The sequence below is a fragment of the Clostridium sp. AF32-12BH genome, assembly GCF_003477935.1.
GTDB lineage: Bacteria > Bacillota > Clostridia > Lachnospirales > Lachnospiraceae > Brotaphodocola.
This window is the reverse complement of the sequence record NZ_QUEH01000012.1, coordinates 71199-95093: the sequence shown is the minus strand read 5'-3', so window position 1 is coordinate 95093 and position 23895 is coordinate 71199. Positions and strand designations below refer to the sequence as shown.

The window sequence follows — 23895 nt, the reverse complement described above, 5'->3', positions numbered from 1 at the left end:
TCTGTCATACCGCTGGCTGTCCAAATCCAATTGTTCCCAGTCACATTTCTTTTCACATAAAACCGCATAATTTCCCCCAAACAACGCATACTGTCCGCAAAGGAGATGATGTTCATGAAAGATGACGTATTACAAAATCTTGAAATCGTGCGAATCCGGGAACAGGGCACTGACCGCCCTGACAAACATCCGGTACAGGATCCTTACGGGACCGATGACCCGGATGTTTTCGATGTCCGCGCTGCATCCGTCACAGACTGCACCGGCCTGATTCCGGCAGGAACCGATTCCCAGGATGTTCTCGAATCCTATGCGGAAGTGTACCATTATCCGGCAGATGCATTTCACGGTTAATAGGAGCCTTTTTTCAATAACTTTCTCAAATAGGAAAACGCAGCTTTTTCTCCGCGCAGTTTCAGGATCATAAGGATTTTTTCCAGTTCTGCCTTTGTCTGGGAGTGCATCGCACTGTCCAGATAAGGGCGTTCTCTCTGATAATATTCCCATGCAGACGCATCGGTGTAATCTTTTCCACGGTATACCTTGCATGCCGCAATGCGGTCCATAACCATCTCCACCAGATAATTTACCGGCATTTTAGCCCCGGCAATTCCCTGGCTGGTTTTGGAAAAATCAATCCAGTATTCAAAATGATGTTTGTTGCGGCCTTTATGATGAAGCCAGGCAGAAGAATATCCCTTTTCATCGCGCTCTGCGGCATTGGGACTGCGGTCTCCCTGGTAATAATGAACACCTGTGAGAAATTCCGCCGGACTGTACTTCGAAAGGTCGTGAAGCAGCCCCTGCTTAAAAAGACCTACTTTAAAACAATTCTCCATGACCAGCAGCTTATGCCGGGTGATCGTAAGAAAATGATGCCAGGCTTTATGCTTCATTTCGCGTTGCCTCCTAACTCTGTAACCCTTTTTATCTCCACACAATCGTTGTGCTTACCGTACTGCCTTTTCCAGCAATCCCTTCAGTTCGTCTACCGTTACCGGATAATGCTTATTGCAGAAATGACAGTTCATCTCAATGGTTTTTCCCTCATCGATCATTTCCTGAAGTTCTTTTTTTCCGATGCTGATCAGTGCCTTTTCGATGCGTTCCCTGGAACAGTTGCAGGCAAACTGGGTTGGGATCTTATCGAGAATTTCCAGTCCAAAATCTCCCAAAATATGCTCTAAGATCATCTCCGGCGTATTGCCGGCATCCAGCAGGGATGTGATAGAGGTAATCTCTTTTAAACGGTTTTCCAGAGTCGAAATCACTTCCTCGGAAGCACCCGGGAGCAGCTGCAGAATAAATCCGCCCGCCTGACGCACCGTATTGTCTTTATTCATCAGCACACCAAGTGCCACACTGGAAGGCGTCTGCTCGGAGGTTGCAAAATAATAAGTCAGGTCCTCTGCAATCTCGCTTGTCACCAGAATGGTCTGTCCGACATATGGCTCCTTTAAACCGATATCTTTGATCACGCTCAAAACGCCGATCCCCAATGCACCGCCCACATCCAGCTTACCTTTTTCGTTTGGCGGCAGCATAACCTCCGGGTTGTACGCATATCCTTTTACATCGCCTTTGGAATCCGCTGTTACGGTCAGTCCGCCGATCGGACCATCTCCTTCGATCTTAATGGTAAGAATATCGTCTGCACCTTTCATCATAACGCCCATCATAGCGCCTGCAGTCAGAAGACGTCCCAATGCTGCAGTTGCTACCGGACTGGTATTGTGCGCCTGACGCGCAAATTCTGTCAACTCTCTTGTTGTTGCAGCAAAGGCACGGATTTGTCCTTCTGCTGCAGTTGCTCTGATCATATAATCTGACATGATTCAAATTCTCCTTCTATCTTCTGCTGTGTAGCTGTTTGATATCATCCCGGTTTCTATTTCCCGCATTCCCGCACAACAAAATACACACGGTCACTGTCTTTTCTTGGCGGCTTTCTGGTAAAAGCATCGTAAACAGCCACCAGTTCCATACCGGCTTCTTTTACGGCCTGCAGCACTTCTTCGATTTCAAATGCTTTCTGATAATGCGTCTCTTCATACCTGGAGTAACGCCCGTCCTCATCGCGGATAAAGAGGGTCAGATCGTATTCATTCACCATTTCTTCTTCATCGAAATAGTTTTCCCAGATAAAGCTGCTCTCTTCCCGGTTTTCTGCAATGGTCTGCTCGCCAAGCTGTGTCCGGTACTTGTAAACCGTATTCATATCGAAAATAAATACACCCTTGGGATCCAGATAATTATTGGCAAGCTTCAAGACCTGCACCAGATCCTCATATTCCATAAGATAATTCATGGAATCACAAATGCTGACGATGGCACGCACCGTACCATAAAGTTCAAATTCCCGCATATCCTGCTGCAGATATAAGATCTGCTTTGGATCTTCCATCTCATGTTCGAGCGCCACTTCCAGCATTTCCTCCGAAAGATCCACACCAATCATATCATAGCCTTCCTCAGCAAGAAGCCGCGTCAGCTTTCCGGTACCACAGCCAAGATCCAGAAGCAGACCATCTTCTACTCCATACTCTTTCAGAAGCCCGGTCACGTAAGTACACCAGTCTTCGTAAGGAATATTGTCCATGAAAAGATCATACACGGACGCAAAACCTGTATATGCTTCCATTCCTGTGCCTCCTTTCCTGATATCCAATGCAAAGAAAAGCAGGAACGTCCCAAAGACACTCCTGCTTACCGTTCATCGTTTCCTTATGCGTTCTTACCGCAGCACTTTTTGTACTTCTTGCCGCTTCCACATGGACACGGATCGTTCGGGAAAATTTTCTTCTCCTTGCGGATGGTTCCGGAAGCCTTCTGCTGCTTATAGAGCTCTTTTCTCTTCTCTTCGCTTAAGATGGAGTTCCACTGCGGCAGAGTATACAGCCATTCTGCTTTTGCCTCTACCATGTTGTAATAAAGCTTCTCCGGATCGATCTCAATCTTAACCTGGGTGTTCTCATCCATGGTCTCGATCGGGTTCTCGTAACCCTTTAAGCTCTCGTTAATACCGTCTAAGAAACCAGTCATGATCAAAACCTCGGTCTGATACTTATCAGCCAGTTCTTTTACGGTTCCCTCTACAACCTCTGCCGGGTTGCTTAAGATCTGCTCGTAAATGCCTTTCTCAATGGTGAAATAACCGGTCCACAGCTGCTCTCTCTGTTTATCGTCCAGACCATTGCCATAGGCAAGGTTTCTCCAGTTTTCTAATAAGGTTGCCATATTGTATATCCTTCCTTTTTCTATGATAATCCTGTTCGCACGCTAAGGACAACGTGCATATTCTCGATAAGTATATAACATTTCTCTGTATTTTGCAAATCATTTATGCAGAATTTTCAGTTCAGAATTTTCAGAATTTTTTATCTCTTTTCCGTTTAAAGAATCGATTCCTGTGCACAATAAACACTTTCACACATTTCGGTAAAGATATTTTGGAATTCCATGCTCCATAGGGCGATCTGGCTCTCCCTGGATCAGCGGCAAAGCATAATCCAGAAATTCCTGTCCCATATCACTTCCATTTCGGGTAATCCAGGAAAGCGGAACCTTCTTTTCCTGGTTGCAGACCTCATTCACATCCACCAGTCTGCATTCCATCTTATATGGACTCTGCTGCACCCGTTCAAAAGCAACCATGCTTCCTGTTTTTCCAGAAACTGCAGCACGTACGCCCTCTTTTCCAGCCTGTGCTGCCTCTGCAATATCGGTTTCAGATGCAATCATACCGCTGCAGCGCTGGCTGACATTCAATTCCACAGAGCGAACCTTTACTCCAAACCGATGCCGCACAAAATTTTCCAAAACCTTACCGCAGCCAGTCAACATTTTATGTCCAAAATTGTCCACCATAGCTTCGTCCCCATACTCGCAGACAAACGTTCCGGACGCATCGGAAATTCCCTCTGATACACACACAACGACACTGTTTTGTTTCTCCAGTGCTGCGTTCAGATCCTTTGCAAACTGTTCTAACTCAAAATCTGCTTCCGGCAGATAAATCAGGACCGGGTTATCGCCCTCAAATTTCCGTGCGAGGGCACTCGCCGCAGTCAGCCATCCGGCATGACGTCCCATCAGCTCGATAATGGTAACTGCCTTCTGCTGGTAGACAGAAGCATCCAGCACGATCTCCCGCACGGATGCAGCTACATACTTGGCTGCGCTGCCGTATCCCGGCGTATGATCTGTCTGGATCAGGTCATTGTCGATTGTTTTGGGAATGCCAATAAAACGGATATCACTTCCATGATGTTTTGCATAGCGGGAAAGCTTGCTGACCGTATCCATGGAATCATTCCCTCCAATATAAAGGAAATATCCGATCTCCATCTGGCGGAATTTTTCAAAAATCGTTTCATAAAATGCATCGGTCAGGTTTTCTGGCAGTTTATAGCGGCATGAACCTAAAAAAGCTGCCGGTGTCAGTTTCAAAAGTTCCAGTTCTTCCTCAGAAAGTTCTGCACCAAGATCCATATAATGATCCTTAAGCAATCCTTCGATTCCATTGATCATGCCATAAACATGAGCAATCTCCGGTGCTTTTAACGCTTCCTTCACAACTCCGTAAAGACTTGCATTGATCACAGCGGTGGGACCGCCAGACTGTCCAACTAATAGATTTTTCATTTCTGTCCTCGTTTTCGTCTTAATCTGTAACTAGTTTCTGGTATTTTACGTATTTTCTTATTATACGGTCATTTCACAGTCATTTCAAGAGAAAAGATAACAATATCAAGCTTTAAGCCAAAAATTAAGCCCCGGCACATCCAATATGCCGGAGCTTAATAAAAAGGGGAGGATAAGTATTTCTCTTTTCTTTGGTACTACTCCTATTATGTCCTCCTCTTCCTTCTTTATACATTCCATAAAAAATTTTATTGCGTTATCTATCGCAACCTATCGCGGAAGTCGCCTACGACGCATCCGTCGATTCTTTTTCTTCGATCGTTACCCCATCATAAAAATAGTTCAGGATTTCTTCATAGTCCATTCCGGTCTTCGCCATAGCCTGCGCGCCATTCTGGCTCATGCCGACTCCATGTCCGTACCCACCGCCATAAATACGAAACTGCGCGACGCCGTTTTCATCCGTTCCGGCATCTTCCACAATCAGAAATCCACTGGGCAGCAGTTCCCAGCCCTCTGAAGTTTTCCCATCGCTGCGGTTGATGCTCAGTGAGGAATCGCCGAGGGCACTGCGAATCGCATTCTGCCCGGATATCGTCGTTTCTCCGTCTGTTCCTTTTACCAGAAGCTGCATCGCGACTCCGCCAGGTCCGCGGCTTGTTACAGTCACGCCGGTTACCGTTCCAACTCCGCTTACATGGGAAGCAATGATATTCCCGTTCGTTTTTACATTCCACCGGTAAAGCGGATATGATGAATCATAAGATGGAAATTCGTTCTTTTTTATGAACGCAGCAAATTCTGCCTCATTTTCAAAATTCAGACGGCTTCTGGCTGTCTGAAGGCTTAAGCAGCGCAGATATGGTGTTTTTTCCGGATCACTGTCCCAGATGACTGTGTTGGTCGTAGTACCGCAGGATGTCGAAAAATAATAGGCTGTGATCGGTTTTCCGTCATAATACAGCATTTTCCCATACGTTTCCTGTACTGCCTGAGCCGTTTTTTCGTCTGGTTCTGTATTATTATAGACTTGAAACTGTGTGCTGTCATCAATCTGCGCTCCATAGCTGCTATAGCTGTTGCTCTTCATCTGCATAAATGCGTAGGTCCGGGCACAGACAGCCTGTGCTTTCAATGCTTCTTTTTCATAACTGGACGGCATCTCGCTCGGAACAACTTTTTTTAAATAATCTTCCAGATACAGTTCATTGACAAGAACGAGACCTTCTGCGGTATCGATCAGTTCCAGCCTTCCTGCATACGACGGCTGTCCCTGTGCCCGGTTTAAACTGGTCACAGTCAGCTCGGTTCCTTCCTCCGGCTCCAGGATCAGGCGCTGTCCACTGCAGCTTCCGTCTCCGCTTGTTACGGATATTACCGTGTCTGGTTCCAGCGTTTTCTCAGAATCTCCCTGAGTCTCTTTTACGGTTCCCGGACAATGAATTTCAATCTGATCATGATACCGGCTCCGGAATCCATCGCTCATGATCAGGACACGGATCTTGTCTGCCGCATCTTCCCGTTCTTTGACAATCGCACAGATTTTTCCTTTTGCAACCACAAATTCCTGGTTTTCACTGCCCACCAGGATATCCGAAAGTTTCTGCCGTTTCACATCACCATAGGTTTTCAACACTTTGTATTCTTCATCCAACGGCACCGTTCCATAACCTTCTAATTCGACAGTGTCATCCTGTACCGAAAGAATTTTCCCTTTGATCCGCTCTTTTTTTACGGATACTTTTGTTATTTTCCCATGTTCCATGCTCAGATCTGCCAGATTGCCTGCCAGTTCTTCAAATTTTTTATAAGTTTTCCGGAATGGGATTTTTCGCTGAATGTCTCCAATGTAGACCATCAACCCATTTTTGTCCCCATCCAGAATCCAGACATTCCGATAAATTGTATTCTGTCCCTCGTCTTTTTGGATATGAATCAGTTCGCCGTCCCGTATATATACGGTCAGTTCATGATCTACATAAGAGTCCAGTGACACCCCATAAAACGTGATCGTGCCCATACTGGTATATGCCGTCCAGGCCGGACAGCCCTGAATATTTTCCGGTGTCCCATAAATTTTTAGGTTTTCTGTCTTTACTGCCCCTTTTGCATCGGCTTCTTGCAAAATAGAATCATAAAGAAGCCACCAGTTTTCCTCCGGATATGCTTTGTTTCGGTTACGCCCATTTACCGGTACCAGTCTGTTTCGGTTTTCCGATAGTCCGCCCAGGATCTGTGCTGCCTCGCCATAAGTCAGCATGCCTTCCGCATGACTTTGGTCTGCCGGAGTTTCTTCTTCATTCAGGAAGCCTTTCTCATACAGATAATCCAGATAAGGAACATACCATTCTCCTATTTCATCTGCCGGGAAATGCGATGCCCCGTATTCTTTTTTCCATGCGTCCAACTCTTCCGGTGATAAAAGAGCAAGGGCGACTGACTTTGCAGCCGCCGCCCTGGTAATTCCTGATTTTTCCGGTTCACAAATTAAGATTACCAGGATTAAGATCAGGACGATCACCGGAATTCCAAGAATCCACCGGATCATGTTAGGTTTTTTCATAAATGCCTCTTATTTTTTAATATAAGTCTGCTCGGTTTCGTCGATATGGTCAAGCCCGTCATATGCAGTAATATCACCGGACAATGTCTTTTTATGAAGCATCCATGTCGTGAATTCTGTCACCAGACGGTAAATGACCGCAAAGGTCGGCACTGCAATGATCATTCCCACAAATCCCATCAGGCCACCAAATAGCAGAATGGAAAACAGCACCCAGAAACTGGAAAGTCCCGTAGAATCGCCAAGGATCTTGGGTCCCAGGATATTGCCGTCAAACTGCTGCAGAAGCAGGATAAAGATCAGGAAATAAATGCACTTGATCGGATCTGCCAGAAGAATCAGGACTGCACTTGGGATCGCACCGATAAACGGACCAAAAAACGGAACTACATTGGTTACGCCGACAATGACACTGACTAACAGGACGTATGGCATATTCGCAAATCCCAAAAGGACAAAACAGATCAGACCAATGATCAGCGAATCCAGCAGTTTTCCAATGATGAATCCGCCAAATACCTGATTCACATACCTTGCTTCCTCTATCACTTTATTCGCAATCTTTAATGGAAATACCCCGTAAATGATCATTTTGATCTGGGCGCGGAGTTTTTCTTTCATATTCAGGAGATAGATCATAACGATCAGCCCGATCAAAACATCAAAGACTGCATTTACGATCAATACCACACCGCTGGACACACCGCCAATGATCCGGTAGATATTCGGTGCTACCACATTGGTCAGCCAGTTTTGAAGATAATCTGCAGCCGCTCCGTAATGCTCCATGACCTGTTGTTCCAGATCCGGGTTGTCTGCCAGTACTTTTTCCAGCCAGATTTCCAGATTGGCAATGCTGGATGGCATGGTTTCCAAAACCCCGCGGATGCTGTTGATCAGTTCCGGGATCAGCATGGAAATAAGTCCGACCACGACTGCTACCAAAAGCACCAGACTGGCTGCAGTCCCCAAAAACGCGCCAAGACTTTTTCTGCTTTTTTCTGATGGGATAACCTTCTTTGTCCATTTCATGACTGCGTTCTGAACCCAGTTGTAAACCGGTGTAAGAAGATACGCAAAAACTGCCCCGTAAATAACCGGCGCCAGGATCTTGGCGATTTTTTTTGCCAGACCAGCCACCAGTGACCACCGGATCACTACAAAAATTGCAGCTACCAGAAGCAAAAGCACGACCAGGGCTGTGACACCCCAATATATATATGTGCGATACTTTTCATTCTTCATGCGATTTTTCCTTTCTTATCCAATGTTTATAGTGTATCACACAACGATGTAAAGATAAAGTTAAGATAAAATAAAATAAAAGCAGCGATCTCTCGCTGCTCTTTTCTCTTTTGTAATCCCGAATGTGCCGTTCTTACTTATTGACGCCTAGCAACGCTAGGTGGGCAACCGCACGCCGGCTTCTGCCTTCCACTCAGTGGAGGCCTGACATCCGCCTGCAGATATAGGAATCCCTTAGTCAGTAATGTAGGTTCAAAATGGGTAAGGTTGTCGAACACTTCAGGAATTACTTTCTTCGTTTGCTCTGAACTGATTATACAACAAGTACTCTTCTTTTTCAAGTTCCTTTTCAAAACATCCACGACTTTCCAGATCCATTTCCATATCTGTCGTTACGCTGCTGTCTGTCTTGCTTTTCTTTCTTTGTTTTTGTATACTGAAAAACGAAGAAAAAAAACAGCGTTGCAGACATTTATGAAGCGTCACCAAACATGCTGCCTGCAGCCTGACCGATTGGAGTATCATCATGTCTGAACAGACTTTATCTTATTTTCAGGAACAGATTCATCACTGCCAGCTCTGTCCGCGGATGTGTAGCATCGACCGTACTGCACAAACAGGATTTTGCCAGGCACCTGCCGGTGCTGTTGCTGCCCGTGCTGCCCTGCATTTCTGGGAAGAACCATGCATCAGCGGAACACGCGGAAGCGGTACCGTATTTTTCAGTGGCTGCACCCTGCGCTGCTGTTTCTGCCAAAACTATAAAATCAGCCGCGAGATGTACGGGAAAACTCTGACAACAGCGGAACTGGCTGATGTTTTTCTGCGCCTCCAAGAACAGGGCGCAAACAATATCAGTCTGGTAACAGCAACCCATTTTCTTCCCTGGATCATTCCTGCACTTGATCTGGCGAAAAAGCAGCTTCATATTCCCGTTGTTTACAACTGCGGCGGATATGAACGCATCGAAACCATTCTGGCTTTAAAAGATTATGTGGATATCTGGCTTCCGGATTTCAAATACGAAAATTCGGAATTGTCTGCCCGCTATTCCCAGGCACCGTTCTATTTCCAGACTGCTGCAAAAGCCATACAGCAGATGATCCGGCAGACCGGAGCACCACATGTTTGCAGCATTCCAGGAGAATCCGGTCCCGTCATGGACCGTGGTGTCATCATCCGGCACCTGGTTCTCCCCGGGCAAAAAGATGACTCCATCCGGATTCTCCACTGGATCGCCCAAAATCTGCCCAAAGACAGTTTTTACATCAGCCTCATGAGCCAGTATACACCTTATGAAAAAAATTCCATGTATCCGGAACTAAACCGGCGCATTACCAGCTACGAATACCAGAAGGTCGTTGACGCTGCTTTAGATCTTGGTCTTACCATGGGATTTATGCAGGAAAAAAGCAGTGCCAAAGAAGAATATACGCCCGCATTTGACTTAGAAGGCTTATAACCCCCAAAAGCATCCTCAGCTACCAGATTTCCTGTTTTTTGCACTCCTCCCGTTTTCTGCATTTTCCCGCTTTCTTCACTCTTTTAGTAAACAGCCGGCTCCTGCACCAAAAGCGTAGGATACCCGGCTGTTCTTAGTGTTTTTTCCATCCAGGCAGCATTGTCCAGATTGAGATAGGCTCCTACCCGCACCTTATACAAACCATTCTGAGCCACCAGAAATGCCGGATATCCGGCTGCCTGCAGCTGTCCCAGCAGTCTGTCCGCAAGATCCTTGTCGGAATATGCACCAACCTGGATCTGATAATATTCCTGCTGCCCCTCCGGACTCTTTAATGTCATGAGGATTCCATTTGCAATGGCGGAAGCAGTACGCTCAAACTGATCATCAAAGCGCTGGTTATCCGCCTCATTGTCTAAAAATCCAACTTCCACTAAAACAGCCGGCATTTCCGTTTTTCTGAGCACGATCAGCCCCGGACGTTCTATGATTCCAAGGTCATTCCAGCCAGACTGCCGAAGTTCGGTGTTGATGTTTGCCGCCAGCCGCCCGGCCTCGCTTTCTTTTGCAAAAACCAGACCTTCCGTTCCAGACGCGGTCCCGGGAACCGGCATGGCATTCCGGTGAAATGACACAAAATAATCTGCATCCCAGTTATTCGCCATCTGTGCTTTCTGAAGCGGACTCTGATAGACATCCTGCACTCTCGTATACCCCACATCCACACCATTTTCGCTTAAGATCTGGCCAACCGCAAGCGCTATGCGTAAATTATCGTTTTTCTCCCGCCGTCCCTGATAAACAGCTCCTGGATCCGCCCCACCATGACCGGCATCCAAAATCACTTTTTTTGTTTCCTGCAAAATAAATCCTTCCTTTCCATATTGCCCTCTTACTACAATATGAAAAGAAAGGATTCCTGGTTCAGCATTATTCTTCTACGTCCACACCCCGTGGTCCGACATGCGTGGAAAATACGATCTGAGTACTGGTTTTTCCAAATTTCTGGAGTTGACCAATAAAAATATCCAGTTCCATCGTACTCTGAAATGCCACTTTTAACAGCATGGAATATTCCCCTGTCACACAGTTGCATTCCAGCACATTTGGAATACTCTCGGCATAGGAATAAAATTTGGGTTTATCCTCCGGAGTTACATCCAGGTTAATAAACGCAATGATGTGATATCCAAGCCGGATTGGATCTACCATCGCATGATATCCGGCAATCACACCGTCTTTTTCCAGTTTTTCTATCCGTGCAGATACCGCCGGTGAAGAAAGGAATGTATTCTCTGCTATGGTTTTCAGGGAAGCCCTGGCATTGTCCTGTAAAATTTTTAATATTTTTCTGTCGATATCATCCATAATGGTTTCTTCTCCTCCTCATTGATAAAATGAACGTAGCTGATAAACTGCCAGACAGCCACAAGTGAGCTTGAAAAAAAGAAAAGGCGCCCGAACCTCTGTCCGAACGCCTTCGCTCTCATCACTTAATCTTATTTTGTATCATACCCTCTTATGTTTCACTTGTCAACAAAAAAATTTAAGAAATTAAGCTTTTAAAAATTTCATCTGTATGGTTACATCCATCATCCAAACAAAAATAACAAGATACATCCTGCAAGAAATACCCAGAATCCAGGCGACTTCAGGCAAGTGATGCCCATTGGTTCTTCCTGATATACCCAGCCGGAAAACCAGGAAATCCGTTTGTAATGGGAGACAAACAGAATCACTGCAATCACCATGGCGACATATGCAAATAGATTCAAAGCTCCATATCCCAGATATGCAAACAGATTTCCGCTGTCTGCTGCACGTGATAAAACCACGGGCAGCACTCCTCCAAGGAAATTAATACACATATGAAGCGCGATATTATAACGGAGTCTTCCTGTACTGCTGTAGATCCACGCAAAAACAGCACCAAGGATTGCGGCATAAAAAAACTGATAAAAGTTTCCATGGAACAGACCAAATAGGAGTCCTGAAAACAATACTGCTGTTTTCTGTCCATAAGGCACCAGCCGCTCTACCAGGTACTTTCGAAACATCAGTTCTTCCATAACCGGAGCAATGATCACCGTCGTGAGAACAAGCATCTCCAGATCCATCTGATCTACAAGATCAGCGACAGGATTGCTGTAATCCATGCCTCTCAGGGTACCTGCCGCTTCCATCAGAATGCCTCCAAGCAGGTTTCCCAGATACGTAAAACCATAACACAACACCAGCAAACCCAAAAACTGACTCAGACTGATCTTCTTTTTTTCTTGCATTTCACAGGACGGGATTCTTCCCATGAGCCAGGCAAACAACGGAAATCCAATTCCGTACATGGCAAATTCTGACACCAGAAGAGCCGCACGCGTAAACGCACGGCTCTGTCCAAAGATCAGAACAAACGGTTCCAGCAGCGCACCAAGGAAGAGCTGCACTGCTGTAGAAACCGCGAGAAATGCTGTATAAATCCAGCATATTCTGGATATCTGTCTTCTGGTATTCATAGAATTATACATCCAGTTTGTCGACCTTTGCAGCTCTGGCTTCTACTTCCTTCTTCTGGATGTCGCCAGGTGCCTGCTCATAACGGCTGAATTCGTACTCATATAAGCCGATACCGCCAGTCATGGAGCGCAAGTCTGTGTTATAGCCAAACAGTTCGGACATCGGGATGTCTGCCTCGATCACCTGTTTGCCGTGGTGATCGGAATTCATACCAAGGACACGTCCTCTTCTGCGGTTTAAGTCACCCATAACGTCACCGGTGAATTTATCCGGAACCGTTACTTTCAGGGATGCAATTGGCTCTAAGAGAACCGGATTTGCCTCCATGAAGCCTTTCTTGAATGCCATCATGGCAGCGGTCTTAAATGCCATCTCCGAAGAATCTACCGGATGGTAGGAACCATCTACCAGAGTTGCCTTTACACCAACTACCGGGTATGCAGCCAGAGGTCCCTTTACGCAGCTTTCTGCAACACCCTTTTCAACTGCCGGGAAGTAGTTCTTCGGAACTGCACCGCCGAAGACCTTCTCTTCAAATACATAAGGCTTTTCCAGATCGCCGGACGGCTCGAATATCATCTTAACATCACCATACTGACCATGTCCGCCGGACTGTTTCTTATATTTGCCCTGAACTTCGACTTTCTTTCTTAAGGTCTCGCGGAATGCAAATTTCGGCTTGCTCAGTTCGATCTCAACCTTGTAGCGGCCTAACAGTTTGCTGACAACCACTTCCAGCTGCTGATCACCAATGCCGTATAAAAGAAGCTGGCGGTTTTCTTTATCGTTCACAGACTTTAAGGTCAGATCCTCTTCCATCAGTTTTGCCAGTGCGCTGGAAACTTTGTCCTCGTCACCCTTGGTCACGGTCTTATAACGCATATATGTATACGGTGTGGAAGTCTGCGGTTTGTGATATACGATCGGTGCAGAGCGAAGAGCAATGGTATCGCCGGTCTGGGTCACACCAAGTTTTGCCACGGCACCGATATCACCTGCGCGCAGCTCCGGAACTTCAATAGTGTCTTTACCACGGAGCAGGTACAGCTTGCCGACTTTTTCCTCGGTATCCTTATTTACATTGTAAATCGTGCTGTCCGGTTTTAAGATACCGGTACAGACTTTCATCAGGGAATATTTGCCGATGAACGGGTCTACAATGGTCTTAAATACTCTTGCAGATAAAGAAACCTGATCGTTGTACTTTGCGGTAAAACGCTCACCAGTGGAAACATCAACACCGATACACTCGAATTTGTCCGGGGTCGGAAGGTAACGGTCAATGACCTGTAAGAGGGTCTTAAATCCCTGGCAGTTTACGCCGGAACCCATAAGCACCGGAACGATAGAGCCATCTATCACATGTTCCCGAAGGGCGCCCTGAATTTCTTCCAGTGTAAATTCTTCACCGGAGAAGTAGCGCTCCATATACTCCTCACTGGTCTCTGCCACTGCCTCTAAGAGCGCATCTCTGGCAATACCGAGGTTCTTCTGGGAGTAATCAGGAATCTCGCATTCTTCGTAATCACTTAAATTGGTAAAGCGTCTGCCGGCCATTTTTACAACGTTTACATATCCGACAAACTTTTCATTTTCACGGATCGGGAGCTGGAACGGAGCAATGCTTCTGCCGAACCTTCTCTCTAATTTCAGGACAAGTTCACGGAAGCTTGCATGATCGTCGTCCATGTTGGTGACAAAAATAATACGAGGCAGTTTGAGCTTATCGCACAGCTCCCATGCTTTTTCCGTACCAACCTCGATGCCAGCCTTGCAGTTCACAACGATGATCGCCGCATCTGCCACACTGACTGCTTCTTCTACTTCGCCGACAAAGTCAAAATAACCCGGGGTATCCAGAATATTGATCTTCATCATGCCTTCATCGCCCTGATACTCGATCGGGATCAGAGACGTGGAGATGGAAAACTGACGTTTGATTTCTTCCTTGTCGTAGTCGCTGATGGTGTTACCGTCAACAACCTTGCCCATGCGCTTGGTGACTCCGGTTACCAGGGCAAGTGCTTCTGCAACCGTCGTCTTGCCGGCCCCGCCGTGACCAAGTAAAACGACGTTTCGGATCTGTTTTGTACCATAAACGTTCATATAATTCCCTCCTGTACACCAAATTTAGTCTATGAGGATATTCTACTAAAAAAGTTTGAAAATTTCAAGTAGAATATACGATTTGCACAAATTATTTTTCAAAATTTTTTCTTATCGTCTGATACATCTCTATCGTTCAAAGTTCTTTTCGCTTTTTACTATTGCAGTTTAAAGCAATAAAGCATTGACAACATTTTCAGATTATCATAGAATAGCATTTAGTATTTATATTAGTGTTCTTATTAGAAACTGATATACACAAATATACCATTAGGAGATTTCGACATGAAAGACACAACATTTGGCTTTATCGGTCTGGGACTGATTGGCGGTTCGATCGCCAGAGGCATCAAACGCGCCTGCCCGACAGCCCGGATCATGGCATACATGCGTACCCGCGCAAAACTGGAGCAGGCGAAAGCCGACGGCATCGTGGACGTCATCCTCGACGGCATAGGGGAACCGTTAAGGGAATGCGACATCATTTTCCTGTGTACACCAGTAGAATACAATGCACAGTATCTGTCTTTGATCCGTCCATTCTTAAAGCCTGGTGCTCTGATTTCCGACGTTGGTTCCACAAAACAGGATATCCATCAGGTTGTCACGAAACTGGGTATGGAGGACGTTTTTGTCGGCGGGCATCCTATGGCAGGCTCCGAAAAAACAGGCTATGAGAATTCTACAGATCATCTTCTGGAAAATGCCTACTATATCGTAACACCAACTGCACATTCTTCCAAAGAGGATACCGACCGCATTGTTGCAGTGGCCAATCTGATCGATGCCATTCCGATCGTACTGGACTATCATGAACATGACCGGATCGTGGCTGCCATCAGCCATCTTCCGCATCTGGTTGCTTCCAGCCTGGTAAACCTGGTCCGCGACTGTGACAACAAAGAAGAACTGATGAAACGCCTTGCCGCAGGCGGATTTAAAGACATTACCCGTATTGCATCCTCTTCCCCGGAAATGTGGGAACAGATCTGCATGACGAACACCGGCAATATCATAACCATGCTGGAAGATTACATCGCTTCCTTAAACCAGATTCTTGCTTCCTTAAAGAACCGGAATGGGAACGATATTTACCAGCTCTTTGACACATCACGTACTTACCGCAATTCCATCTCGGAAACACGCCGCGGCTCTGTCACTCCGGAATACTCCTTTACCGTGGATATTGTGGATGAACCAGGTGCGATTTCCACCTTATCCTGCATTTTAAGTGCACGCGGCATCAGCATCGGTAACATCGGCATCAACCACAACCGGGAACAGGGCGATGGTGCCTTAAAGATTGTCTTTTACGATGAAGAATCCATGCATCGGGCGTGGGAACAGCTGAAAAAATATAATTACGAACTGATTCCGAAACACTAAGCTGCAATCAGGGAAATGGGGAAACTCTTATGAAATTTTCAAGATGTAATAGTCTGAAGGGCGAAGTGACCATTCCGGGAGATAAATCCATCTCCCACCGCAGTGTCATGTTCGGCTCCCTTGCAAAAGGTACCACAAAGATCACCGGCTTTCTGCAGGGTGCAGACTGCCTGTCCACTATATCATGCTTCCAGAAGATGGGCGTTTCCATCGAAAATACCGGCGATACCGTTCTGGTTCACGGCAATGGACTGCACGGTTTAAAAAAGCCAGATGAGGTTCTCGACTGCGGCAACAGCGGTACCACAACCCGGCTGATCTCCGGCATTCTCTGCGCACAGGACTTTTCCGTAACACTTACCGGCGATGCCTCCATCCAGAAACGTCCTATGAAACGGATCATGGATCCCTTAAGCCAGATGGGTGCTGATATCAAAAGCATCCATGGAAACGGCTGTGCACCGCTCGCCATCCAGGGAAAGCCGCTGCACGGAATCCACTATCAGTCTCCGGTTGCTTCCGCACAGGTCAAATCTTCCATTCTCCTTGCAGGCCTTTACGCAGACGGAGAAACCAGGGTGACCGAGCCTTTGCTCTCCCGCAACCATACCGAACTGATGTTAAGCGAATTCGGAGCCGATGTCCGGACAGAAGGCACAACTGCCATCATTCAGCCCGCCAGAGAACTTTTCGCAAAAGAGATCCAGGTTCCTGGAGATATTTCTTCTGCAGCATTTTTCCTTGCTGCAGGATTGATCGTTCCGGGATCGGAGCTTCTCATCAAAAATGTCGGAATCAATCCGACCCGCGACGGCATGATCCGTGTATGCCAGGCCATGGACGGTGACCTTACCCTCTTAAACCGGAAAGAGACCGGTGAACCGGTTGCTGATATTCTCGTACGCTCCTCTTCCTTACACGGCATGGATATTCACGGGGAAATCATTCCAACCCTGATCGATGAACTTCCCATGATTGCAGCTATGGCATGCTTTGCCAGCGGCGATACCATCATCCGTGACGCAGCAGAGCTGAAAGTAAAAGAATCCAACCGCATTGCCGTTATGGTAGAAAGCTTACGTGCAATGGGAGCTGACGTAGAGGAGACCGAAGACGGAATGATCATTCACGGTGGGAAACCACTCCACGGCGCTGTGATCGACAGCCATCTGGATCACCGCATTGCCATGACCTTTGCCGTGACCGCCGGTATGGCAGAGGGCGAAACAGAAATTCTCGGTGCAGAATGTGTGAATATCTCCTACCCGGGATTTTATCAGGATCTTGCCAGATTGACCCGGTAATATGCCAGGCATTCTCTTTTATTTGCAGCAATCAGGCATAACAACTGATTACCGTATATCTGTCTTTTCACGGGGTGTCCGGTTTCGGGCATCCCGTTTTTTAAGATTCTCTTACAACATTCTTCCAATCTCCCAAATCTTCCCCCAAAAGTATTGGCAAGTTTTTTTTCATGGTCTATAATGGACACCATCGGGTCATTTCTGCCTTGCAGAAAGGCCCTCAAATTTTTAACTTAGGAGAATCTGACCCATGAAAAAAAACGCATCACGTATAAAAGCCCTGCTTCTTGGCTGCATCTGTGCAGTAACGACAGCACTGTCTGCCGTTCCGGTCTCTGCCGCCACGGTTGTTGCAGGCGCTTCTTCAGCCACAAATGATCCAGCACTCACTGCCGCTCCCGGAACCTATACCGAGCAGCAGACCGGCGGAGTTTCAGTAGACAAGCCGTCTGCACCGCCAACCGTGTGGATCGTGGGCGACTCTACAGCAGCTGCATTTAACGATACCACCTACTACTCTCCGCGCTATGGCTGGGGAACCCAGCTTGGCCTTTATCTGCAGGGCGTCAGCATTCAGAACCTTGCCGTATCCGGAACCAGTTCCAAATCCTACTCCGATACCGAGCAGTATCAGCGGCTGCTTCAGGGTGTACAGGCCGGTGACTATGTACTGATCGGTTTCGGCCATAACGATGAACGTACCGAGCAGGGACGTTACTCCAATCCGACCGGATCGGTCTCTACCAGCGGTTCTTTTCAGTATAATCTCTACGAAAAGTACATCAAACCCGTAAAAAACAAACAGGCTAATCCGATTCTGGTAACTCCGATCGTACGCCGCAATGTCGCAAACAACTACACCGGCGAGGACGGACACATCACCAGCAGTAAAAAGAATGAGGAAGGTACTTTCCAGGGCGGCGATTATGCAAAAGCAATCCGCCAGTTGGGTGTAGGCAAAAGCGTTCCGGTTCTGGATCTGACTGCCCGCACCAAAGATGTATATGAACGTCTCGGCGCAGACGGGGTCAAAAACCGCCATGCACAGACTTCCAACCGCGATGTCAGCATCGACAACACACACACCAATCTCTACGGTGCCCAGTGCAATGCCTGGTTCATTGCCGATGAACTGTTAAAGTCAAACTCCGGACTCAAAAATTATGTTGTTTCCAATCCGCAGGTTCCGCAGTATGACAGCAATTCCATCAATGCGAACTATCATGCACAGAGTTTTACCGTGCCTGCCGGTGTAAGCAGCATCTTTTCGACGGTTGGAGACTGGAAGCCAACCGTATTCGGTAATATCGACGGTTATGAGTACTTAAATAACATGTATTTCTGTCTGCAGGGGAACTCTGACAACTCCATTCATATGGCAGTTGGAACCAACTCCGGCGCTACCAGAACGCAGCAGGTTGGCGGTCTTGACCAGGGAAGCGATGGAATTGCGATGTATTACCGTGAAGTTCCGGCTTCCGCAAACTTTATTCTCTCTGCCGATGTTACCATCAACGCTTACAATGCCTCTGTTTTAAATTCGTTCGGACTGATGGTTCGCGATGATATCTACCTCGACACCGTTGTCAACGATACCCTGGGCGACTATGTTGCAGCCGGACAGCTTCAGCTCTCCTCTGCATCCCCATGGAACTGTTTTGCAAGAAAGAACGGGCAGCTCACTTCCGGCGGCACCGCTTCCCGTGTGTACAAAGCAGGTGAAACCGTTCACGTTGAGATCCGGAAAGGACCAGATGGATACACCTGCGTCTTCGGCGACAATGCCCCGGTATCTGCAGGCTTTGACTTCCCGCTGACTGCAATCGATTCCGACCATGTGTATGTTGGTATGTTCGTGGCACGCAGCGCAGATGTCACCTTCAAAAATGTAAACTTAGTTTACCAGTAAAATAAAATCCGCATAAGGCGCGTCTGCGCCTCCCTGATATGCAGCGAAAAGGCCCGGAGCGAAATGCTCCGGGCCTTTTCTAACATCATTTATCATTACGATGTTCCTGATTCTGTTTTTATCTCTCGTCGGTATCCCAGTTGTGATATACGGCCTGTACATCATCATCGTCATCGAGAAGGTCTAACAGACGGTTCATGTACTTAATGTCGTTCTCGTCCGTCAGCTCAACCCAGGTCTGCGGGATCATGGTTACGTCTGCTTCCAGCATCGGAATGCCCTCTTTCTCAAGAGACTCACGTACGGCACTGAAATCATCCGGATCGGTGATCACCTCAAAGCTGTCCTCCTCCTCGGAGAAATCCTCTGCACCTGCGTCTAATGCCATCATCATCAGTTCGTCTGCGTCGAGATCGCACTCTTCCTTATCGATGATGATCTGACCTTTCTTGTCGAACATGAAAGATACGCTTCCCTGGGTACCAATGTTACCGTTGCCCTTGGTGAACGCACTTCTGACATTTGCAGCGGTACGGTTCTTATTATCCGTCAGTGTGTCAACGATCACTGCAACACCGCTCGGACCATAACCCTCGTAGGTCAGTACTTCATAGTTTACAGAGTTTGCATCACCTGCTGCTTTCTTGATACCACGGTCGATGGTATCGTTCGGCATGTTGTTTGCTTTTGCTTTTGCGATGACATCGCGAAGCTTGCTGTTGTTTGCCGGATCCGGGCCACCCTCTTTTACTGCTACGGCAAGCTCACGACCGATCACGGTAAAGATTTTTCCCTTTGCGGCATCATTTTTCTCTTTTTTGTGCTTGATATTGGCAAATTTAGAATGTCCTGACATAAAATCACAGCTCCTTATCCTTTTTCTCTTTTCGTCCTCATTCGCCGACGCGATAAGCAGGCACGCTCTCCGCGTCGCGTAAAAAACATCTTTTCTATTTTAACACTAAACCGTCCCGCTTGCAAGAGCCTGTGGAATTTTTGTTACTCTTTGTGAGTTTTATAATTAGTAGTATAAGAACAGCAGTTCTTCATACTACTAATTTTTTTATATGGGTTGTGCAAATTGTCCAAACATCTGGACAAAAAGCAGAAAGGAAAATGTTTATGGAAGTTATCAAAGAACCTTTGGAAGAAACCCTTGCAAGCCTTATCTGGACTTACATGGGAAGCGACCCGGAGTTACACGGAGTCGCGTCTGAAATCCTTGCTCCCGGCAACGCTATCGTAGCCAACAAAGCGGGCTTTAGCAAGGACGAGTTCGTGAAAGGAAATGCGTATCTGTTAAAGGGATATATCGCAATGAACCTTATGACGGGTTCTGCAAATCCCCTTTATGTTGAAATGAGAACGGCAATGCTTAATGCTATCGACTTTGAAACATTAGCAAGAAAGTTCTGTGAAGAATCTGCCGAAAACAAAGAGGTTTACAATCCGTTCAAGTGAGGTAAATGTTATGGATAAAAAAGAATTAAAGAAAGCAGAAAACGAGTTTGTTGGCGGCGCTGACGCATCCGCAACAGAATCAAATGAAGTTCCAGAGGGCTTCACCGCAATGAATCCCCCGGCAACAAAAACAGAGGTCGATGTGGTTTCGCAAGAAACGACTGACCGCATTAAGATTCTTGATGGTCTTGTTAGAGACCTTGCAACGAATTTCGTCAAAATCGGTTTTGAACTGCTTCAGTTTCAGCAGAAGAAACTCTATAAGGAGTTAGGCTTTAAGACTTTTGAGGAATTTGTTAAAGGCCAGTATGGCTTTTCCCGTTCTTCAGCGTACAACTTTATCAACGTGTGCAACAAGTATAGTATCCATGATGATGCCGGACTCCCGACCAAACTTCTGAAAAAGGATTATCGGAAATTCACCTGTTCTCAGTTGGTTGCGATGTTGAAATTGAACGATGAAGCCATTGCGCAGGTTGACCCTAGTTCCACAATCAAAGAAATCAAGAAACTTGCTACTTCGCAGACCGCCGAAGAAATTGCGACCGAAGAAGATGCTGCAAGTGGCGAACCAGAGACCACAAAGGATAAGGACAAGAAAGAAAAGAAGAATGTCCGCGATACTAATATCCCGGATATGCGTCTTAGAATGGCAACAGGTCTCACTTGGGAAGATGTCGTAAACGAGAAAGTTAAGAAAATCTGTGAGCATTATCTGAATGATGAGCGCCGCGCTAAGGACGGCAAGCAATATAAGATTGAAATTAACATCATCTACCCGGATGAATCCGCAATGTAACTTATAAGCGAAAAATGTACCATTAATCATAAACTATTACCGCCCCGGGGGATTCCGGGGTGCGACAAAGAAAAGGAGAAACGACTATGTTAAATATTGAAGCAAAATTAGAAGTAATTGGAAAGCCGGAGCCGCGTGATTGGAAAAATTCTGAGGGTCAGAACATGAAGTCTTTCAGACTGAATGTTGCACAGAATGACGGTATTGATGTAGCAACAATCCGTTGCCCGCAGAACGTCTATGACGCAGTTTGCCGCGGCGATGTGGCTACTTTCGTCTGCACCTATGCGGAGTATGGTGATCGCGCTGATTTCCGTATCGTGGAACTGAAACAGTTCCAGAACATGAAGCCGGGTTCTACTGCTCCGGTAACTAAATAAGGTCATAACGCGTTTGCGTTTGACATACATTCGCCCCGGCGGTTTTCGTGTACATTTTCCCGCCGGGGTCAACCCGAAGAAAGGAAAGGACTATGTTTAATCCCGGTCAAGAGGTTGCCGCTATCGGTATCATTCTCGGCGGCGCTCTTATTCTGTATGACCTGTTAGATTACTGCTACTGCCTGTACTTCCACAAATTCGATGAAGATGTGGAGTCGGACAAGCCGAATTTGTCCAGACGTCTGGACAAAAGAAAGGAGTAAAAATGAGCCTTGTTTTACTTGCCATGATTCTCTTTAGCTTTGTATCATCCTGTCTCTATATGGTAGACAGAATGAACCGTAAGAAAGAGAAAATCTAAACTGGTTTCTCCTACCACACCTGGGTTTTAATGGATTTCCCCGGGGTGGTAGCTGAAATAAATAAAATAGTCTCATTGAGACGGAAAGGACGTACCTATGAAAGAGTTAGTTACGAAAGTTCGCTCTAAGGCTTTAAGTCTTAGCACTAAGGCGAAAACCGGCGCTATGGTGGCTGTAATGTCTGCCGCTTGCGCAGTTCCGGCTTGGGCGGCTGATGGCGTGACTGACGCATCTGGTATTGCTATCAACTTCGATATCAAGCAGATGTTTCAGTTTGCAAACATCATCATTGAAGCGCTGATGCCTGTTGTCTACATCACAGCAGGTCTTGGAATTGGTTTCCTTATCATCAATTCCCTCAAAAACGCATTCAAGTAGGCTTTTCCCATTATGGGGCACTCGTTCGGGGGCGCGGGATTTATTCCCCGCCCCTGTTTTGCGTTTAACTCATAAGAGCCATAACACCTTAACTGTTTAAAGTGCCCGCGTCTTAATGCGTTACGGTAATCATTTTGCACATTGACAAGTAAACGCGCCCGGTCTGGTTACCCTCCCCGTTCCGACCGGGTGCGATTTTCCCGGGTTATCCCGGTTCCCCGGCTATCCCGGTATCTCCGGCTTGTCCGGGGTTTTCCCGGTTTTCGGGTTTCCCCTAGCCCGATTCAGCCTAGCGGTATGATAGCGCGGCGGTATGCAGTAGGTGGCGCGTTCCGTATGTCAAGGGCGGTTATTCCGCGCCCCGCGTTTACCCTTGACAAGCGAGAACGCGCCCCACACTGCTATCCGGGCGGTAGCAGATTTTCCGCTACCCGCCTTGTTTACCCGGGGTTTTGAACCTTGGCAAGAGATTCATAAAGCGAAGTCAATTTGTCCAAACGTGTGGACAAATTTTTATATAGAAGTAATGAAGCGTAAAAACGCTCAAAATGTCCAGATGTCTGGACAAAATGAAAGGAGAAATGGAGCATGAAGAAAGAAGAAGTATTAAATGTTATTGAAACCCGTATCCACGATTTAGATGTACTTATCGAAACTTGTGGCAGAAGTGCGGCACAGAAAGATAAGGTGGAAATGTGGCAGTTCGCGAAGAACGAACTGATTTTAGTTCGTGATACTCTCGCTACTAATGAAGAATGCGAGGTGTAATTCGTGAATGAGGATAACGTGTTATTCCAGAGCGAAGCGGACTCTGTGGAGTCTGCTCCACCCCATGAAAGCTTTGAAGCGGAAACTGAGGAGAATGTTCTGGTAACAGAACCCGAAGAAACTGTTCCAGAAAAAACCACTTCGGAAGAATCATCTTCCGCTTTTACTGAACTAATTGAAGCTATTAAAACGGAACTTGCAAATAGCGAAGCGGAAAGCGAAGCCGTAATGGAAACAAGCGAAGCGGTTGACAAAACAGACGAGGACGGCGAAGCCTACGAGGAAGAAGTTGACCTTACTGATGATATTCACGGTCAGTCTTATGACGGTTCTTTAGAGGTTTATACGCTTGCCAGTGATTCTAACGCAAGCGGTGCATATCAAGAGGTTGTTGTCAATCGTTTAGATAATATTCTTACCTGCTCCATTATCACAGCCTGTTGCGCTATTCTCGTTTTGTTCCATACCTTAAAAAAGGAGTAGTCTATGGAAACCTTACAGTATTTTACTTATTTTGTTATTGTCTGTGCCTTTATCAATATTGGCGGTTTTGTTGTTTCTGGACTTGTAAGAGTCTATAAGTCTATCAATGACGGTCGGGGGGTGAAACGCTAATG

26 protein-coding genes and 1 other RNA gene are annotated in these 23895 nt (G+C 46.5%); 13 read left to right on the top strand and 14 right to left on the bottom strand.

All coding sequences use genetic code 11. The features are described from left to right. Positions 1 to 114 precede the first annotated feature (114 nt). A complete protein-coding gene (locus DWZ40_RS12925; RefSeq protein ID WP_118543423.1) occupies positions 115 to 354 on the top strand; it encodes a hypothetical protein in 240 nt (79 codons plus the stop codon). On the opposite strand, the gene DWZ40_RS12920 is transcribed toward DWZ40_RS12925, so the two are convergent. The 9 genes from DWZ40_RS12920 to DWZ40_RS19845 all read right to left on the bottom strand — a co-directional run bounded on the left by DWZ40_RS12920 (position 351) and on the right by DWZ40_RS19845 (position 8980). Then, positions 351 to 896 carry a DUF5662 family protein gene (locus tag DWZ40_RS12920; protein ID WP_118543422.1) on the bottom strand — a complete coding sequence of 182 codons (546 nt, stop codon included), beginning with the start codon at positions 894 to 896 and terminating at the stop codon, positions 351 to 353. The genes DWZ40_RS12925 and DWZ40_RS12920 overlap by 4 nt on opposite strands. A 54-nt stretch (positions 897 to 950) precedes the next feature. Continuing rightward, on the bottom strand, positions 951 to 1832 hold the full coding sequence (hslO, locus tag DWZ40_RS12915; RefSeq protein ID WP_118543421.1) for an Hsp33 family molecular chaperone HslO: 882 nt from the start codon (positions 1830 to 1832) through the stop codon (positions 951 to 953). A gap of 56 nt (positions 1833 to 1888) precedes the next feature. Next, positions 1889 to 2641 carry a class I SAM-dependent methyltransferase gene (locus tag DWZ40_RS12910; protein ID WP_118543420.1) on the bottom strand — a complete coding sequence of 251 codons (753 nt, stop codon included), beginning with the start codon at positions 2639 to 2641 and terminating at the stop codon, positions 1889 to 1891. An 83-nt stretch (positions 2642 to 2724) separates the two neighbouring features. After that, positions 2725 to 3237 carry an SEC-C metal-binding domain-containing protein gene (locus DWZ40_RS12905; protein ID WP_118543419.1) on the bottom strand — a complete coding sequence of 171 codons (513 nt, stop codon included), beginning with the start codon at positions 3235 to 3237 and terminating at the stop codon, positions 2725 to 2727. Positions 3238 to 3426: 189 nt separating this feature from the next. Further along, positions 3427 to 4644, bottom strand: a complete 1218-nt coding sequence (locus DWZ40_RS12900; protein ID WP_118543418.1) for a 6-phosphofructokinase — start codon at positions 4642 to 4644, stop codon at positions 3427 to 3429. 286 nt (positions 4645 to 4930) lie between these two features. After that, positions 4931 to 7207, bottom strand: a complete 2277-nt coding sequence (locus DWZ40_RS12895) for a SpoIID/LytB domain-containing protein (RefSeq protein ID WP_118543417.1) — start codon at positions 7205 to 7207, stop codon at positions 4931 to 4933. A 9-nt stretch (positions 7208 to 7216) separates the two neighbouring features. After that, the gene (locus DWZ40_RS12890; protein ID WP_118543416.1) at positions 7217 to 8452 is read right to left on the bottom strand and encodes an AI-2E family transporter; all 1236 of its coding nucleotides are present in this window, start codon (positions 8450 to 8452) and stop codon (positions 7217 to 7219) included. 111 nt (positions 8453 to 8563) lie between these two features. Further along, a non-coding RNA gene (ssrS, locus tag DWZ40_RS12885) (6S RNA) lies at positions 8564 to 8741 on the bottom strand. Continuing rightward, on the bottom strand, positions 8732 to 8980 hold the full coding sequence (locus DWZ40_RS19845) for a hypothetical protein (protein WP_147354196.1): 249 nt from the start codon (positions 8978 to 8980) through the stop codon (positions 8732 to 8734). The genes ssrS and DWZ40_RS19845 overlap by 10 nt, the downstream gene beginning before the upstream one ends. On the opposite strand from DWZ40_RS19845, the gene DWZ40_RS12875 reads away from it, so the two are divergent. After that, positions 8979 to 9914 carry a radical SAM protein gene (locus DWZ40_RS12875; protein WP_118543414.1) on the top strand — a complete coding sequence of 312 codons (936 nt, stop codon included), beginning with the start codon at positions 8979 to 8981 and terminating at the stop codon, positions 9912 to 9914. The genes DWZ40_RS19845 and DWZ40_RS12875 overlap by 2 nt on opposite strands. An 83-nt stretch (positions 9915 to 9997) precedes the next feature. Here the strand turns inward: DWZ40_RS12875 and DWZ40_RS12870 are convergent, their stop codons facing one another. The 4 genes from DWZ40_RS12870 to DWZ40_RS12855 form a co-directional block, all read right to left on the bottom strand. After that, a complete protein-coding gene (locus tag DWZ40_RS12870) occupies positions 9998 to 10777 on the bottom strand; it encodes an N-acetylmuramoyl-L-alanine amidase (protein ID WP_118543413.1) in 780 nt (259 codons plus the stop codon). Positions 10778 to 10844: 67 nt separating this feature from the next. Next, complete coding sequence (locus DWZ40_RS12865; RefSeq protein ID WP_118543412.1) at positions 10845 to 11282, bottom strand: Lrp/AsnC family transcriptional regulator; 438 nt, start codon at positions 11280 to 11282, stop codon at positions 10845 to 10847. 224 nt (positions 11283 to 11506) lie between these two features. After that, positions 11507 to 12424, bottom strand: a complete 918-nt coding sequence (locus DWZ40_RS12860) for a type II CAAX endopeptidase family protein (RefSeq protein WP_182430521.1) — start codon at positions 12422 to 12424, stop codon at positions 11507 to 11509. A gap of 4 nt (positions 12425 to 12428) precedes the next feature. After that, positions 12429 to 14531 (bottom strand): elongation factor G, encoded by a 2103-nt coding sequence (locus tag DWZ40_RS12855; protein WP_118543410.1) that lies wholly within the window; start codon positions 14529 to 14531, stop codon positions 12429 to 12431. A 285-nt stretch (positions 14532 to 14816) separates the two neighbouring features. Between DWZ40_RS12855 and DWZ40_RS12850 the strand changes: the two genes are divergently transcribed. The 3 genes from DWZ40_RS12850 to DWZ40_RS12840 all read left to right on the top strand — a co-directional run bounded on the left by DWZ40_RS12850 (position 14817) and on the right by DWZ40_RS12840 (position 19130). Further along, on the top strand, positions 14817 to 15917 hold the full coding sequence (locus tag DWZ40_RS12850; RefSeq protein WP_118543409.1) for a prephenate dehydrogenase: 1101 nt from the start codon (positions 14817 to 14819) through the stop codon (positions 15915 to 15917). A gap of 29 nt (positions 15918 to 15946) precedes the next feature. After that, positions 15947 to 17221 carry a 3-phosphoshikimate 1-carboxyvinyltransferase gene (gene aroA, locus DWZ40_RS12845; RefSeq protein WP_118543408.1) on the top strand — a complete coding sequence of 425 codons (1275 nt, stop codon included), beginning with the start codon at positions 15947 to 15949 and terminating at the stop codon, positions 17219 to 17221. 250 nt (positions 17222 to 17471) lie between these two features. Further along, complete coding sequence (locus tag DWZ40_RS12840) at positions 17472 to 19130, top strand: GDSL-type esterase/lipase family protein (protein ID WP_118543407.1); 1659 nt, start codon at positions 17472 to 17474, stop codon at positions 19128 to 19130. Between the two features lie 118 nt (positions 19131 to 19248). Here the strand turns inward: DWZ40_RS12840 and DWZ40_RS12835 are convergent, their stop codons facing one another. Beyond that, entirely contained in the window at positions 19249 to 19986 is a 738-nt protein-coding gene (locus tag DWZ40_RS12835; protein ID WP_118543406.1) for a YebC/PmpR family DNA-binding transcriptional regulator, read from the bottom strand. A 266-nt stretch (positions 19987 to 20252) separates the two neighbouring features. Between DWZ40_RS12835 and DWZ40_RS12830 the strand changes: the two genes are divergently transcribed. The 8 genes from DWZ40_RS12830 to DWZ40_RS20345 all read left to right on the top strand — a co-directional run bounded on the left by DWZ40_RS12830 (position 20253) and on the right by DWZ40_RS20345 (position 23893). Beyond that, positions 20253 to 20591, top strand: a complete 339-nt coding sequence (locus tag DWZ40_RS12830; protein ID WP_118543405.1) for a hypothetical protein — start codon at positions 20253 to 20255, stop codon at positions 20589 to 20591. Between the two features lie 10 nt (positions 20592 to 20601). Continuing rightward, complete coding sequence (locus tag DWZ40_RS12825; RefSeq protein ID WP_118543404.1) at positions 20602 to 21390, top strand: hypothetical protein; 789 nt, start codon at positions 20602 to 20604, stop codon at positions 21388 to 21390. Positions 21391 to 21476: 86 nt separating this feature from the next. Further along, complete coding sequence (locus tag DWZ40_RS12820) at positions 21477 to 21770, top strand: hypothetical protein (RefSeq protein WP_118543403.1); 294 nt, start codon at positions 21477 to 21479, stop codon at positions 21768 to 21770. A gap of 92 nt (positions 21771 to 21862) precedes the next feature. After that, complete coding sequence (locus DWZ40_RS19600) at positions 21863 to 22033, top strand: hypothetical protein (protein ID WP_182431738.1); 171 nt, start codon at positions 21863 to 21865, stop codon at positions 22031 to 22033. A 195-nt stretch (positions 22034 to 22228) separates the two neighbouring features. Further along, positions 22229 to 22510 carry a hypothetical protein gene (locus tag DWZ40_RS12815; RefSeq protein WP_147354195.1) on the top strand — a complete coding sequence of 94 codons (282 nt, stop codon included), beginning with the start codon at positions 22229 to 22231 and terminating at the stop codon, positions 22508 to 22510. A gap of 588 nt (positions 22511 to 23098) precedes the next feature. Further along, positions 23099 to 23278 carry a hypothetical protein gene (locus tag DWZ40_RS12810; RefSeq protein WP_118543401.1) on the top strand — a complete coding sequence of 60 codons (180 nt, stop codon included), beginning with the start codon at positions 23099 to 23101 and terminating at the stop codon, positions 23276 to 23278. A gap of 3 nt (positions 23279 to 23281) precedes the next feature. After that, the gene (locus tag DWZ40_RS12805; protein WP_147354194.1) at positions 23282 to 23761 is read left to right on the top strand and encodes a hypothetical protein; all 480 of its coding nucleotides are present in this window, start codon (positions 23282 to 23284) and stop codon (positions 23759 to 23761) included. A gap of 3 nt (positions 23762 to 23764) precedes the next feature. Beyond that, a complete protein-coding gene (locus DWZ40_RS20345) occupies positions 23765 to 23893 on the top strand; it encodes a hypothetical protein (RefSeq protein WP_279220671.1) in 129 nt (42 codons plus the stop codon). The last annotated feature ends 2 nt before the right edge of the window (positions 23894 to 23895 follow it).